Here is a 12,643-nt window from a genome sequence, read left to right as displayed (position 1 = left end):
CCTCCGCGATCGCCCGCCAGAACACCCGCAACGTCGACCTGGTGACCGCCACCGCATCCACCCCTCATCGAGGCGGTGCGACCACCACCTGACTCCGGGTGACCTGATCGTCGGGCGTCCTCCCTCACCGTGCGCCGTGAGGGAGGACGCTCCGGGGTCAGGGACCCTGATCGTGGCTGGCGCCGAAGGCCGGCCCCCCGACCGCACCCCGCGCGCCAGTCCTCGCTGTCGGCGCCCGCGATCGCGCCCAGCCGCACGACCCCGGCGCCCCGGCCACCAGGATGTCGAGGCCACCCGGCTCCGACCGGGTGCCTGCGACGGCGTCGGTGCACGACCGCTCGTCGGTCAGAGCAGGGCGTCGAAGCCGTCGTCCGGCAGCCCGATGCCGCCGTCCAGCGGGGGCCGGGCCGGCTGGTCCAGGCCCCGCATGCGGGCGGCGTGCAGCGCCAGCAGGAGGTTCAGCCGCAGCGTCGGGTCCGTGGTGAACGACCCGAGGATGCGCTCCAGCTTGCCGATCCGGTACCGCATCGTGTTGTAGTGGAAGTGCAGCCGCCGGGCCGACTCCGCCACGTTGAGGTTGGTCTCCAGCAGCACCCGCAGGGTCTCCCGGAGGTCGGCGGAGTCGGGGTCGACGGCGTCGGCCAGCGGGCCGAGCACCTCGTCGACGTAGGACCGCAGCTCGGTGCTGTCGGGGATCAGCGACAGCAGCCGGAACACCCCGAGCTGGTCGAAGTGGGTGACCGCCGCCACGCCGTGGATCTCCAGCCCCACGCCGAGGGCGCGCTGGGCCTGGCGGTGGGCCTCGGCGAGCTCGGAGAGCGATCCGGCGGGCCGGCCGATCCCGGTCCCCAGCACCCGGCCGACCCGGCGCAGCCGCCCGTTGACGCGGGAGCTGACCGCGGACACCAGCGCGGAGAGCTCCTCGGGGGTGCGCCCGTCCAGGGGCAGGAGCGTCACGATCTCGGTGGCCAGCCCCGCCACCGCCGCGCCCGCGACCTCCGACTCCAGGGCGGCGCGCCAGCCGTCGGCCAGCCGGTCCAGGACGTCGAGCGCGCGGGTGGGGTCCGACGCGGTGTCGGCCATGGTCTCCGTCGCCGTCACCAGCACCGCGACCGGTCCGTCGAGGCGCCAGCCGAACGAGCGGGTGTAGGCCAGCGCCCGTTCCGTGTGGCCCACCGAGCCACCCACCAGCCGGCGGACCAGGTCGCCCTGGAAGCGCAGCTCGACCGAGTGCACCGCCTGCAGGCGGATCACCGAGAGCGCGGCGATGACCGCGGCCCGCTCCAGCACGCCACCGGCGCCGAGCATCATGGCGCCGGTGCGGTGCACGGCGACCAGCCAGCCGTGCCGCTGCTCGCCGGCCATGATCGGCGCCACGGCGTACTCGCCGATGCCGCCGGGGAGCTCGTGGTGCCCCGGGACGAGCAGGATGCCGTCGGCCGGTGAGAGGTCGGCGGGCGTGACCACCGTCTGGTCGGCCCGGACGCCCGAGAGGCGCAGCGACGGCGCCATCGCGGCCAGCTCGTCGTCGGCGGCGGCGTCCAGCAGCCAGAGCCAGTCGCTGATCTCGGCGACGTCGTCGGCCGGGCCGGCGCTGGTGACGACCTCGCGGTCGGGCCCCAGGCCGAGGACGGCGGCGCCCTCGAGCATCACGGCCAGGCGCTGGGTCACCTCGGCCAGGCCACCCCCGGTGAGCGCGACCTCGGTGAACTCGTCGTTCATGCGGGAGGAGAGCGCCAGGGCCTCCCCCTGCTTGGCGACGACGGCGCCCAGGACGCCGGAGACGATCTCGTCGAGGCGGGCCGCCGGCGGCAGCGCGAGGACCGGGAGCCCGCGGCGCTCGGCCTCGGCGAGCACCTCGGCGGGCAGTGGCGGCGGCCCGTCGACCCGCCGGTAGGCCAGCGCCGCGGTGCCGACGGCGTCCAGCCGCTCCACGAGGGCCCGGCAGCTCACCGGGTCGGCCGGGGGCAGCCGCGCCCCGAGGACGACGAGGACGTCGGGGCCGGCCGCGGCCAGCGGCTCGGCGGGGTCGTCGACGACCATGTGGCGGACCACGCGGCCCAGCCCCGCGGCCCCGCCGGTGACGGAGGTCCCGGAGAGGACCGGGAGAGCGAGGGCGTCCTCGACGGTGAGCCCCATGCGCTGCTGCCAGCTCGCGCGCTCGTCACGCCGGTCGGAGGGGGGCGACTCGGCGACCGCCCAGTTGCGACGGAACGGGGTGGTTCCATTACCGTGGGTGGACGACCTGAGCGACGCATCACTCTGGGTCACAAGGCATCCCCTTCCAGTCGTCATCCAGGGTGCCACACGGCAGGAGCCTGTCAGGTGTCCCCGGACGCCGGACCCCATTCTTGGCGACATCCGCCATAAGAGGGCGTGCGACGCGCCGCTTAGGTTCGACCTCGTTCCACCTTCCCGGTGATGGTAGGCGGCCCCGCCGGCGGCCCGCGCACCGTCCCCGGGAGCGGGTGGGCGAGGGCGGAGCGCCGACCCACCGGCCTCCGTGTCCCGACGGGTGGAGGCGTCCCATGCGCGCGATCGACGACACCGAGGTCCGGAGCGGCTCGACCGACCACCTCACCCGGCGCGGCCGCACCGCGCGGATGGGGGCGCCGGCGATCCCCTTGCCCCGCGACTCTGCGCGCCCCGGCACCCGCCCGGCCCCGGTGGTCGCCACGCCCGGGGCGGTGCCCGCCGCAGCGAGCACCGCGGTGGCCGACGTGCTGCGCGGCCCCGTCCGGCCGGCGCGCGTGCTGCTCAGCGTGCCGGCCGCGGTGTACGTCCAGGTGCTCGGCGAGCGCGGGGGCGGTGAGGTCGTCGGCCTGCTCACCAGCGACGCCGCCCGGCTGCCGCTGGGCTGCGTCCTCTTCCGCCCGAGCAACGGGCGGCCGCTGGTCGGTGTGCCCACGGGGGCTCCCGCCGAGGTGGGTGGCGGGCGGGTCGTCGTCGGCGACCTGGCCGTCAGCGCCTCCGCCTGGTGGGACCCCCGCCCGCGGCTGCCCGGTGGACGCCCGGCGTTGCTGCCCGAGGGCGTCCGCCAGCTGCGCAACGCCCTCTACGGCGAGGGCGTGCCGCACAGCTCCTTCACGCTGCCCGGCCTGCCCACCGGTCCCGGGGGGCCGCTGGCGGCGCTCCGCGGCGCGGTGCGCCGGGCCGACCTGGAGGCGGCGCTGCGCACCGCGACCCGGCTGATCGGCCTGGGGCCGGGCCTCACACCGGCCGGTGATGACGTCGTGGCCGGCACGATCGCCGGGCTGGTGCTCCTCGGCCACCCCGCGGCGCAGCGCTTCGCGTCCGGCGTGTGCTCGATGGCCGGGGGCCGCACCACCGAGCTGTCCCGGGCGCTCCTGCGGCACGCGGCCGCCGGGCAGGTCAGCGGTGAGTACGCGGCGGTCCTGCGCGGGCTGGTCGGCGAGCGGCCGCTGGCCCCGGCGATCGCGCGGCTGCTGGCCACCGGCGCCACCAGCGGGCGGGCCATGGCGCTGGGCCTGTGCACGGCCATCGACCTGGTGGACCGCACCGCCCGCGTGCGCTGAGCCGGGGTCGCCGCGGTCAGCCCAGCGGCGGCAGCGGCTGCTCCCCCACCGGGACGGGCAGCAGCGGGCCCAGGGAGTCCCACTGGGAGATGCGGCAGCCGTCGACGCGGGACAGCTGCAGGTCGACCGGCTCCCCGTTCCAGCGCCCGGTGACGTGGGCGGTCTGCGGGCCGCCGTACTGCTCGGTGCAGACCAGGTCGTCGGGCAGCGGGGCGAACGGCGCCGCCATGCCGGCCAGGTGGGCGCATGCCTCCTCGGCCCGCGGGTGGGTGCCGCCCGCGCCGGCCGCGCAGGTCAGGGTCCACGTCTCCGGGGGGGTGCCGTTCCCGCGGTCCACCTCGACGATCAGGTCGTCGTCGGCCTGCGCGACGCCCGTCGCCGCGGAACGGTCCGCTGCGGTGCCACCGGCGCCGCCCGGGCCGGTGGCGCAGCCGGCGAGCAGCACGCCGGCCAGGAGCAGCAGCGCCACGGCCCCCTTCATCAGATGCGGGAGGCGTGGATGCTGGTCACCAGGATCGCGCGGGCGCCGAGCTCCCAGAGCTCGTCCATGACCCGGTTGGTGTCGTTCCGGGCGATCATCGCGCGCACGGCCGACCAGCCGGGCGTCTGCAGCGGGCTGACCGTCGGCCCTTCGATGCCCGGGGTGACCGCGGTGGCCCGGTCCAGCAGTTCGTTCGGGCAGTCGTAGTCCAGCATCACGTACTGCCGGGCGACCAGCACGCCGCGCAGCCGCCGGCGCAGCTGCGCCACCGCGGGGATCTCCTCCGCCCCCTGGCGGCGGACCAGGATCGCCTCGCTGCTGAGCACGGGCTCCCCGATGATGTGCAGCCCGGCGGCGCGCAGCGTCGTCCCGGTCTCGACCACGTCGCACACCGCGTCGGCGACGCCGAGGCGGCAGGCGGTCTCGACCGCGCCGTCGAGCTTGACGACGTCGGCCTTGAGCCCCTGCTCGTCGAGGTAGCGGCGCAGCAGCACCGGGTAGGCGGTGGCGATGCGCTTGCCGGCGAGCTGCTCGACGTCGCGGATCTCCGACTCCACCGGGGTGGCGAAGCGGAACGAGGAGCGGCCGAAGCCCAGCGGCATGACCTCCACGGCGCTGGGGCCCTCGCCGTCGGCCGGGGCGGTCTCCAGCAGCATGTCCCGGCCGGTGATGCCGACGTCCAGGGTGCCGGCGGCGACGTAGACGGCGATGTCGCGCGGGCGCAGGTAGAAGAACTCGGTGTCGTTGTCCGGGTCGTAGACGGCGAGGTCCTTGGCGCTGCGCCGCTGGCGGTACCCGCTCTCCGCGAGCATCTCCGCCGCCGGCTCGCTCAGCACACCCTTGTTCGGCACAGCGACGCGCAGCACTCGAGGTCTCCCAGGTGACGTGATGGAACCGGCCCTCGGGCAGGGACCCGCGGCGCGCGGAGCGTGTCGTGGGGGGCCCGAGGGTCCTTCTTCAGAGGTGAGAGTAGACGTCGTCGAGGGTGAGGCCCCGGGCCAGCATGAGGACCTGCACCCGGTAGAGGAGCTGGCTGATCTCCTCGGCGGTGCGCTCCTCGCCCTCGTGCTCGGCGGCCATCCAGGACTCGGCGGCCTCCTCGACGACCTTCTTGCCGGCCGCGTGCACGCCGTCCCGCACCGCGGCGACGGTGCCGGAGGCGGCGTCCCCGGCCGCCACCTTCGCGGTGAGCTCGGCGAACAGGCTGTCGAAGGTCTTCACGCGCGGGCCTCCTGGCCGACGGGGGTGGCGGAGAACCCGGTCTGCCGCTGGGGGGTGCGCAGCTCGCGGAGCACGAGGGCGGTCTGCAGGGCGGCGAGGGTGGCCTCCCAGCCCTTGTCCTCGGCCGAGCCGGGCAGCCCGGCCCGGTCGCGGGCCTGCTGCTCGTCGTTGGTGGTGAGGACGCCGTTGCCCACGGGCTTGCCGGCGTCCAGGGCCACGCGGGTCAGCCCCGCGGTGACCGCGTCGCACACGTACTCGAAGTGCGGGGTCCCGCCGCGCACGACCACGCCCAGGGCCACGACCGCGTCGTGCCGCTCGGCGAGGGCCTGGGCGACGACCGGCAGCTCCACCGCGCCGGGCACCCGGACGACGGTGGGGGCGGCGATGCCGCAGGCGGCGGCGGCGGCGACCGCGCGGTCCAGCAGCGCCCCGGTGATCTCGGCGTGCCAGGTGGTGGCGACGACGCCGAGCGTCAGGCCGGTGGCGTCGACGGGCGCCGCCTCGGGTGCTCCGGTGCCGCTCATGCGGGCTGCTCGTCCTGGCCGAGCGGGACGTCGGTGCCCGGCACGGTCGTGGCGCCCGGGGCGTCGGCCGGCCCGGACTCGGTCTCGGGCTCGATGATGTCGAGCAGGTGGCCCATGCGGTCGCGCTTGGTGCGCAGGTAACCGAGGTTCTCCGCGGTGACGTGGCTGGGCAGCGACACCCGGCCCAGGACCCGCAGGCCGTAGCCCTCCAGCCCGGCGCGCTTGGCCGGGTTGTTCGTCAGCAAGCGCATCGTGCGGATGCCGAGGTCGACGAGGATCTGCGCGCCGGTGCCGTAGTCCCGGGCGTCGGCGGGGAGCCCGAGGTCGAGGTTGGCGTCGACGGTGTCGGCGCCCATGTCCTGGAGCTGGTAGGCCTGCAGCTTGTGCAGCAGGCCGATCCCCCGGCCCTCGTGCCCGCGGATGTACAGGACGACGCCGCGGCCCTCCTGGGCGACGGCGGCCAGGGCGGCCTGCAGCTGCGGCCCGCAGTCGCAGCGCAGCGAGCCGAAGACGTCGCCGGTGAGGCACTCGGAGTGCACGCGGACCAGGACGTCCTCGCCGTCGCCGATCTCGCCGTAGACGAACGCCACGTGCTCGCGGTCGTCGTAGGAGCTGCGGTAGCCGACGGCGGTGAAGGTGCCCGGGGCCAGCGGGACGATCGCCTCGGCCATCCGCTCCACCAGCTTGTCGAAGCGCTTGCGGTAGGCGATCAGGTCGGCGATGGAGACCATCGCCAGGTCGTGCTCGTCGGCGAAGACCCGCAGCTCCTCGCCGCGGGCCATGCCGACCGGGTCCTTCTCACTGACGATCTCGCACAGCACGCCGGACGGGCGCAGGCCGGCCAGCAGCGCCAGGTCGACGGCGGCCTCGGTGTGGCCGGGGCGGCGCAGCACGCCGCCGTCGCGGGCGCGCAGCGGGACGACGTGGCCGGGGCGGGCCAGGTCGGCCGAGGTGGTGTCGGCGGCGGCCAGGGTGCGGATGGTGTGCGCGCGGTCGGCCGCCGAGATGCCGGTGGTGACGCCCTCCCGCGCGTCGACGGTGACCGTGTAGGCGGTGCCGAGGCGGTCCTGGTTCACCCGGTGCATGGGCGGCAGGTCCAGCCGGTCGGCGTCGGCCTCGGTCACGGCCACGCAGACGTAGCCGGAGGTGTAGCGGACCATGAACGCGACGAGCTCGGGCGTGGCCAGCTCGGCGGCGAAGATGAGGTCGCCCTCGTTCTCGCGGTCCTCGTCGTCGACGACGACGACCGGGCGGCCGTCCTTGATCGCGGCGATGGCGCTCTCGATGGAGTCCAGCCGGGTGCGCGGCTCGCTCATGCGCGTGCTCCCAGCAGGCGTTCCACGTACTTGGCGATCACGTCGACCTCCAGGTTGACGGGCTCCCCCGGGGCGCGCGCGCCGAGCGTGGTCTCGCGGAGGGTGGTGGGGATGAGGCTGACCTCGAACCAGGGCTCGGGGTCGGCGGCGTCGCTGACGGCGCTCACGGTCAGCGAGACGCCGTCGACCGCGATGGAGCCCTTCTCGACGACGTAGCGCGCGAGGTCGGCCGGGAGGGCGATCCGCACGACCTCCCAGTGCTCGGCGGGGGTGCGCGAGGCGATCCGGCCGACGCCGTCGACGTGGCCCTGGACGATGTGCCCGCCCATGCGGGTGTGCGGGGCGACCGCGCGCTCGAGGTTGACCGGCTCGCCGTCGGCGACGGCGCCGAGGCTGCTGCGGCGCAGCGTCTCGGCCATCACGTCGGTGGTCCACACGCCGCTGCCGTCCTCACCGGGCTGCACGCCCGTGACGGTGAGGCACACCCCGTTGACCGCGATCGAGTCACCGAGGGAGACGTCGGTGAGCACGGTGCGGGCGCGGATGCGCAGGACGGCGGAGTCGCCCTGGTCCTCCCGGGCGGCCAGGGTGCCCACCTCCTCGACGATGCCGGTGAACACCTCAGCTCCCTCCGTCGACGTCGTCCCCGCCGGTGCGGGTGCTCCCACCAGTGTGCCGGGTGGGGTGCAGCCGGATCTGCACGTCCCCGCCCAGGGGGGTGAGACCGGCGACCGAGAGGGACAGCGCCGAGCCGATGCCGGTGATTCCCAGGTCGTCCACGAGGGACCGTCCGGCGCCCAGCAGCTTGGGGGCGAGGTGGACGACGGCCTCGTCGACCAGCCCGTCCCGGAGGAAGGCGGCGGCGAGCGTGGGTCCGCCCTCGAGCAGCACGCGGCGCACGTCGCGCGCGAAGAGCTCGGCGAGGAGCTCCGCGGGGGTACCGGCGCGGCTGACCAGGGTGGGGGCGGCGTCGTCCAGCACGCGGGCGGTCGCGGGCAGGCGGTCCCGGCGGTCGACGACGACGCGCAGCGGCTGCCGGTCCGCGTCCCGGCCGTCGGCGTCGCGCACGGTCAGCTGCGGGTCGTCGGCGAGCGCGGTGCCGGAGCCGACGACGACGGCGTCGCAGCCGGCCCGCAGCCGGTGCACCTCGGCGCGCGCCTCGGGCCCGGTGATCCAGCGGCTGCTGCCGTCGGCCGCGGCGACCCGCCCGTCGAGCGTGGCGGCGACCTTCCAGATCACGTACGGGCGCTGCTCGCGGACGCCGGTGAGCCAGCCGGCCAGCGCGCCGCGCTCGGCGGCATCCTGCTCCACGCCCAGGACGACGTCGACACCGGCCGCCCGCAGGCGCTCGGCTCCCCCGCCGGCCAGCTCGGTGGGCTCGGGCACGGCGACGAGGACCCGCGAGATGCCGGCGGCGAGCAGCGCGTCGGCGCACGGGCCGGTCCGACCGGTGTGCGCGCACGGCTCCAGGGTGACGACGGCGGTGCCGCCGCGGGCCCGCTCCCCGGCCTGCGCCAGGGCGACGACCTCGGCGTGCGGGCCGCCGGGCGGGCGCGTGGCCCCCTCGCCGGCGATCACGCCGTCGGCGTCGAGGACCACCGCGCCCACCGCGGGGTTGGGGCTGGTGGTCCCGAGGACGGCGGCGGCGAGGTCGCGCGCCCGGGCCATGGCGGCGGCCTCGTGCGGGGACGGGGTCATTCGCGCATCGCGGCGGCTGCCCGCGCGCGCAGCGCGGCGATCGCCTTCGCCGGGTCGTCGGCGCCGTAGACGGCCGACCCCGCGACGAACATGTCGACGCCGGCCTCGGCGGCCTGCTCGATGGTGTCGGCGTTGATGCCGCCGTCGATCTCGACCAGGAGGGTGAGCTCACCGCTGTCGACCAGGCGGCGGGCCTCCTGCACCTTGGGCAGCACGTCGGCGATGAACGACTGGCCGCCGAAGCCGGGTTCGACGCTCATCACCAGCAGCGTGTCGAAGTCCCGCAGCACGTCGAGGTGCCCCTCCAGCGGCGTGCCCGGCTTGATCGCCAGCCCGGCGAGCGCCCCGGCGGCCCGGATGTGCCGGGCGACGGCGCGGGCGTCGCGGCAGGCCTCGGCGTGCACGGTCACGTTGCGGGCGCCCGCCTCGGCGTACCCGGGCGCCCAGCGCTCGGGGTCCTCGATCATCAGGTGGCAGTCCAGCGGCACCGGGCTGACCCGCTGGATCGCCTCGACCACCGGCAGCCCCAGGGTCAGGTTCGGGACGAAGTGGGCGTCCATGACGTCGACGTGCAGCCAGTCCGCGTCGGCCACGCGCGCCACCTCGTCGGCCAGCCGGGCGAAGTCCGCGGAGAGCAGGCTCGGGGCGATCATCGGTTCGCGGGGCACGTCGGCCGAGTCTAGGTGCCCGCCAACCGGGAACCGGAGGGGTCCGCCGGGCGTCAGCCGGGTGAGGGGCGCGGCGATGGTGCCCCCGCGAGCCACGGGAGGTACCGCCGTGCCGACGTCCGTCTTCGTCGCCCTCGTCCTGGTCATCTGGGTCGCCACCGGCTTCGGGGCCGCCCTCTTCCTCGGCCGTCGCGGCTTCCGGGCGCCGCAGTGGTACTTCCTCGGCGCGGTGCTGGGCCCGCTCTTCGTGCCGATGGCGCTCGAGCGCGCCCGGAGCCAGGACCGGGTGGTCGAGCGCACGCCCGTGACCGACGACGAGATGCCGGGGGACGCGAGCGCGGTCACGCTGGTCGCGGGCGTCGACGGCTCCGCGGAGTCCGACCGGGCCCTGCGCGACGCGGTGCGGCTCTTCGACGTCGCGGCTTCGCGGGTGGTGCTGGTGACGGCCGTCGACCCCGACGTCGTCGAGTTCCAGGACGCCGCCGAGCGGGACCGGTGCCGCGCGCTGCTGGCCGAGCGGGCCGGCTGGTTCACCGGCCAGCGCCCGGTGGTCGAGATCGTGAGCGGCCGGCCGGCGTCCGCGCTGCTCGACGTCGCGGCGCAGGAGGGTGCCGACGTCGTCGTCGTGGGCCGGAGGGGCCGGGGCCTGTCGCACCGGGTGCTCGGCAGCGTGGCCGAGCACGTCACCCGGCACTCCCCGGTCCCCGTGCTCCTCGCCGGGCCCGCGACGGGCTGACCGCGCCGCGACGTGTCCGTTGCGGACGACCGGGTAGGGCCGCACCCATGGCTTCCGACACTCCCGCACCCGAGCGCTACGACGGCTTCGACCGGATGCCCATCGGCGGCGGCTGGCGGGCCGGGCGGGCCGGCAAGACAGCCACCGACACCGACCCCTACACCGGCGAGACGCTGACCGAGATCCCGCTCGCGGACGCCGACGACCTCGACGAGGCCTACGCGACCGCGAAGGAGGCGCAGCGGGAGTGGGCCGCCCGGCTGCCCAGCGACCGCGCCGACGTCATGCGCCGCGCGGCCCGCATCATGGAGGCCCGCAAGGACGAGATCGTCGAGTGGCACATCCGCGAGAGCGGTGCCGCCGCCCCGGCGGCCGAGTTCGAGTTCGCGATCACCCTGCGCGACTTCCACGAGGCGTCGTCCTACCCGTACCGCGTCGAGGGCCGGATCCTCCCCGCGGACATCGAGGGCAAGGAGAGCCGCGTCTACCGGCGCCCGGTGGGCGTGGTCGCGGTGATCAGCCCGTGGAACGTCCCGATGCACCTGTCCAACCGCTCGGTGGCCCCCGCCCTGGCGCTGGGCAACGCCGTCGTCCTGAAGCCCGCCGGTGACACCCCGGTCACCGGCGGCCTGCTGCTGGCCAAGGTGTACGAGGAGGCCGGGCTGCCCCCGGGCCTGCTCTCGGTGGTCATCGGCGCCGGCCGGGACATCGGCGACGCGATCGTCAGCCACCCCACGCCGCGCGTGGTGTCCTTCACCGGCTCCACGCCGGTCGGCAAGGGGATCGCCGAGAAGGCCGGGCTGAAGAAGCTGTCGCTGGAACTGGGCGGCAACGGCCCGCTGGTCGTCCTCGACGACGCCGACCTGGGGTACGCCGTCGACGCCGCCGTCTTCGGGAAGTTCTTCCACCAGGGCCAGGTCTGCATGATCACCAACCGGATCGTGGTGGACGCCGCGGTGCACGACGAGTTCGTCGACCGCTACGTCGAGCGGGTGCGCGGGCTCAAGGCCGGCGATCCGCGCGAGGGCGACACCGTGATCGGCCCCATCATCAACGGCAAGCAGCTCGAGGGCATCCAGCAGAAGGTGGCCCAGGCGCGGGAGGACGGCGCCGAGCAGCTGCTGGGTGGCGACCCCACCGGCCCGATCGGCTCCGTGCTGCCCCCGCACGTGCTGCTGGGGAGCAACGACGTCGCCACCGCACGGCAGGAGGTGTTCGGCCCGGTCGCCACGATCATCCGGGCCCGTGACGAGGCCGACGCGCTCGCCATCGCCAACGACACCGAGTACGGGCTCTCCAGCGCCGTCTTCACCCGGGACACGCTGCGCGGCGTCAACTTCGCGCTGCAGGTGGAGGCCGGGATGACCCACGTCAACGACTCACCGCTCAACGACGAGAACAACACCGCGTTCGGCGGCGAGAAGGAGTCGGGGCTGGGCCGGTTCGGCGGCGAGTGGGCGATCGAGGAGTTCACCACCGACCACTGGATCAGCGTCCAGCACACGCGCCGGCAGTTCCCCTTCTGACGGCCCGGCGGACCCCCGGAGCCCCGCTCGGGGGCGACGAGCTCGTGGCGGTCACCCGCCGGCCGCCAGGCGTTCGTCGCCCCCGACGCCCGTCCGGACCTGGGCCGCGAGGCGGCGCGGCGTTCGGCGGCGGGGTGCGGCGGGGGCGAGCTCGCGGTCGGCCCAGCGCGGCCACGCACGGTCCGCCCCCCGCCCGGTGCGCCGGACGAGCAGCATGAGCGCCTGCTCGACCGTCGGCCGGGCGCCGGGGTCCGGGTCGGTGAGCGCGTCCAGCACGCCGTCCAGGGGCCCGGCACCGCTCCCCGGGTCGAGGGCGGCACGCAACGTCGCGCCGACCCCGTGGACGTCCATCGCCGCCGTCACCGGCCCGCCCCGCGCCGCGGCGAGCTCGGGGGCGACGAAGCCGTCGGTGCCGACCTCCTCCCCGCGGCGCAGCACGTGCCCGAGCGGGCGGGAGGCGCCCAGGTCGACCAGGCGCGCGCGGCGGTCGACGAGGAGCACGTTGTCCGGGCAGACGTCCAGGTGCGCGTGGCCGGCCGCGTGCAGGCCGCGCAGGGCCGAGAGCAGCGCCACGCCCAGGCGTGCCGTGTCGGGGGCGGGCAGCGGCCCGTCCTCGCCGACGACCTCGTCGAGCGCGGGGCCGTCCAGGTGCTCGAGGACCAGGTGCGGCAGCGCGGTGCGGGTGCCGTCCCCCAGCAACCTCGGGAAGACCGGGTGCCGCACCGCCCGCAGGGCGCGCGCCTCCCGCCCCAGCGCCCTGGTCCAGCGCGGCCGGGACCAGCCCGGGCGGGCGACCTTCACCAAGGTCGGCTGCCACAGCTCCACCGACCAGCACAACCACGTCTGGCAGTGGTGCCCGACGGCCAGCTCGTCCCAGGCCAGCTGCCCCGGGACCAGGTGGCTGCCGCGCGGCGGGGCCCACACGGGGCCGCCGTCC

Annotated in this window: 13 protein-coding genes; 3 read left to right on the top strand and 10 right to left on the bottom strand. The window is 76.0% G+C overall.

Going from position 1 to position 12,643, the window contains the following annotated elements; translation table 11 throughout:
* Window positions 1-345: 345 nt before the first annotated feature.
* Window positions 346-2,139, bottom strand: a complete 1,794-nt coding sequence (locus E9529_RS19725; RefSeq protein WP_236832971.1) for a PucR family transcriptional regulator — start codon at window positions 2,137-2,139, stop codon at window positions 346-348.
* Window positions 2,140-2,528: 389 nt separating this feature from the next.
* Here E9529_RS19725 and E9529_RS19720 point away from each other — a divergent pair, with 389 nt between their 5' ends.
* Window positions 2,529-3,536 carry a DUF2877 domain-containing protein gene (locus tag E9529_RS19720; RefSeq protein WP_236832970.1) on the top strand — a complete coding sequence of 336 codons (1,008 nt, stop codon included), beginning with the start codon at window positions 2,529-2,531 and terminating at the stop codon, window positions 3,534-3,536.
* 16 nt (window positions 3,537-3,552) lie between these two features.
* Here E9529_RS19720 and E9529_RS19715 read toward each other — a convergent pair whose 3' ends face one another.
* The 8 genes from E9529_RS19715 to rpe form a co-directional block, all read right to left on the bottom strand.
* The gene (locus E9529_RS19715; protein WP_236832969.1) at window positions 3,553-4,005 is read right to left on the bottom strand and encodes an SSI family serine proteinase inhibitor; all 453 of its coding nucleotides are present in this window, start codon (window positions 4,003-4,005) and stop codon (window positions 3,553-3,555) included.
* Window positions 4,006-4,016: 11 nt separating this feature from the next.
* The gene (hisG, locus tag E9529_RS19710; protein ID WP_236832968.1) at window positions 4,017-4,883 is read right to left on the bottom strand and encodes an ATP phosphoribosyltransferase; all 867 of its coding nucleotides are present in this window, start codon (window positions 4,881-4,883) and stop codon (window positions 4,017-4,019) included.
* A gap of 91 nt (window positions 4,884-4,974) precedes the next feature.
* Window positions 4,975-5,238 carry a phosphoribosyl-ATP diphosphatase gene (locus E9529_RS19705; RefSeq protein WP_236832967.1) on the bottom strand — a complete coding sequence of 88 codons (264 nt, stop codon included), beginning with the start codon at window positions 5,236-5,238 and terminating at the stop codon, window positions 4,975-4,977.
* Complete coding sequence (gene ribH / locus E9529_RS19700; protein WP_236832966.1) at window positions 5,235-5,762, bottom strand: 6,7-dimethyl-8-ribityllumazine synthase; 528 nt, start codon at window positions 5,760-5,762, stop codon at window positions 5,235-5,237. Before ribH ends, E9529_RS19705 begins: the two co-directional genes overlap by 4 nt.
* Window positions 5,759-7,078 carry a bifunctional 3,4-dihydroxy-2-butanone-4-phosphate synthase/GTP cyclohydrolase II gene (locus E9529_RS19695; RefSeq protein WP_236832965.1) on the bottom strand — a complete coding sequence of 440 codons (1,320 nt, stop codon included), beginning with the start codon at window positions 7,076-7,078 and terminating at the stop codon, window positions 5,759-5,761. Before E9529_RS19695 ends, ribH begins: the two co-directional genes overlap by 4 nt.
* Window positions 7,075-7,698 (bottom strand): riboflavin synthase, encoded by a 624-nt coding sequence (locus E9529_RS19690; RefSeq protein WP_236832964.1) that lies wholly within the window; start codon window positions 7,696-7,698, stop codon window positions 7,075-7,077. The genes E9529_RS19695 and E9529_RS19690 overlap by 4 nt, the downstream gene beginning before the upstream one ends.
* Before the next feature lies 1 nt (window position 7,699).
* Complete coding sequence (ribD, locus tag E9529_RS19685) at window positions 7,700-8,776, bottom strand: bifunctional diaminohydroxyphosphoribosylaminopyrimidine deaminase/5-amino-6-(5-phosphoribosylamino)uracil reductase RibD (RefSeq protein WP_236832963.1); 1,077 nt, start codon at window positions 8,774-8,776, stop codon at window positions 7,700-7,702.
* Entirely contained in the window at window positions 8,773-9,444 is a 672-nt protein-coding gene (gene rpe, locus E9529_RS19680; protein WP_236832962.1) for a ribulose-phosphate 3-epimerase, read from the bottom strand. The genes ribD and rpe overlap by 4 nt, the downstream gene beginning before the upstream one ends.
* 109 nt (window positions 9,445-9,553) lie before the next feature.
* Here rpe and E9529_RS19675 point away from each other — a divergent pair, with 109 nt between their 5' ends.
* Both E9529_RS19675 and E9529_RS19670 read left to right on the top strand, forming a co-directional pair.
* Window positions 9,554-10,180 carry a universal stress protein gene (locus E9529_RS19675; protein ID WP_236832961.1) on the top strand — a complete coding sequence of 209 codons (627 nt, stop codon included), beginning with the start codon at window positions 9,554-9,556 and terminating at the stop codon, window positions 10,178-10,180.
* Window positions 10,181-10,227: 47 nt separating this feature from the next.
* A complete protein-coding gene (locus tag E9529_RS19670) occupies window positions 10,228-11,706 on the top strand; it encodes an aldehyde dehydrogenase family protein (RefSeq protein ID WP_236832960.1) in 1,479 nt (492 codons plus the stop codon).
* Window positions 11,707-11,757: 51 nt separating this feature from the next.
* Here the strand turns inward: E9529_RS19670 and E9529_RS19665 are convergent.
* The coding region (locus E9529_RS19665; protein ID WP_236832959.1) for a protein kinase at window positions 11,758-12,643 on the bottom strand (886 nt) is incomplete at its 5' end.

This window comes from Blastococcus sp. KM273128, assembly GCF_021698975.1.
Lineage (GTDB): Bacteria > Actinomycetota > Actinomycetes > Mycobacteriales > Geodermatophilaceae > Blastococcus.
This window is presented reverse-complemented; position numbering and strand designations above follow the sequence as displayed.

Excerpts from the sequence above, each read along its gene's own strand:
- ribD (WP_236832963.1), bottom strand. The coding sequence starts at position 8,776 with ATGACCCCGTCCCCGCACGAGGCCGCCGCCATGGCCCGGGCGCGCGAC.
- E9529_RS19725 (WP_236832971.1), bottom strand. The coding sequence starts at position 2,139 with ATGGGGCTCACCGTCGAGGACGCCCTCGCTCTCCCGGTCCTCTCCGGG.
- E9529_RS19695 (WP_236832965.1), bottom strand. The coding sequence starts at position 7,078 with ATGAGCGAGCCGCGCACCCGGCTGGACTCCATCGAGAGCGCCATCGCC.
- E9529_RS19670 (WP_236832960.1), top strand. The coding sequence starts at position 10,228 with ATGGCTTCCGACACTCCCGCACCCGAGCGCTACGACGGCTTCGACCGG.
- E9529_RS19720 (WP_236832970.1), top strand. The coding sequence starts at position 2,529 with ATGCGCGCGATCGACGACACCGAGGTCCGGAGCGGCTCGACCGACCAC.
- ribH (WP_236832966.1), bottom strand. The coding sequence starts at position 5,762 with ATGAGCGGCACCGGAGCACCCGAGGCGGCGCCCGTCGACGCCACCGGC.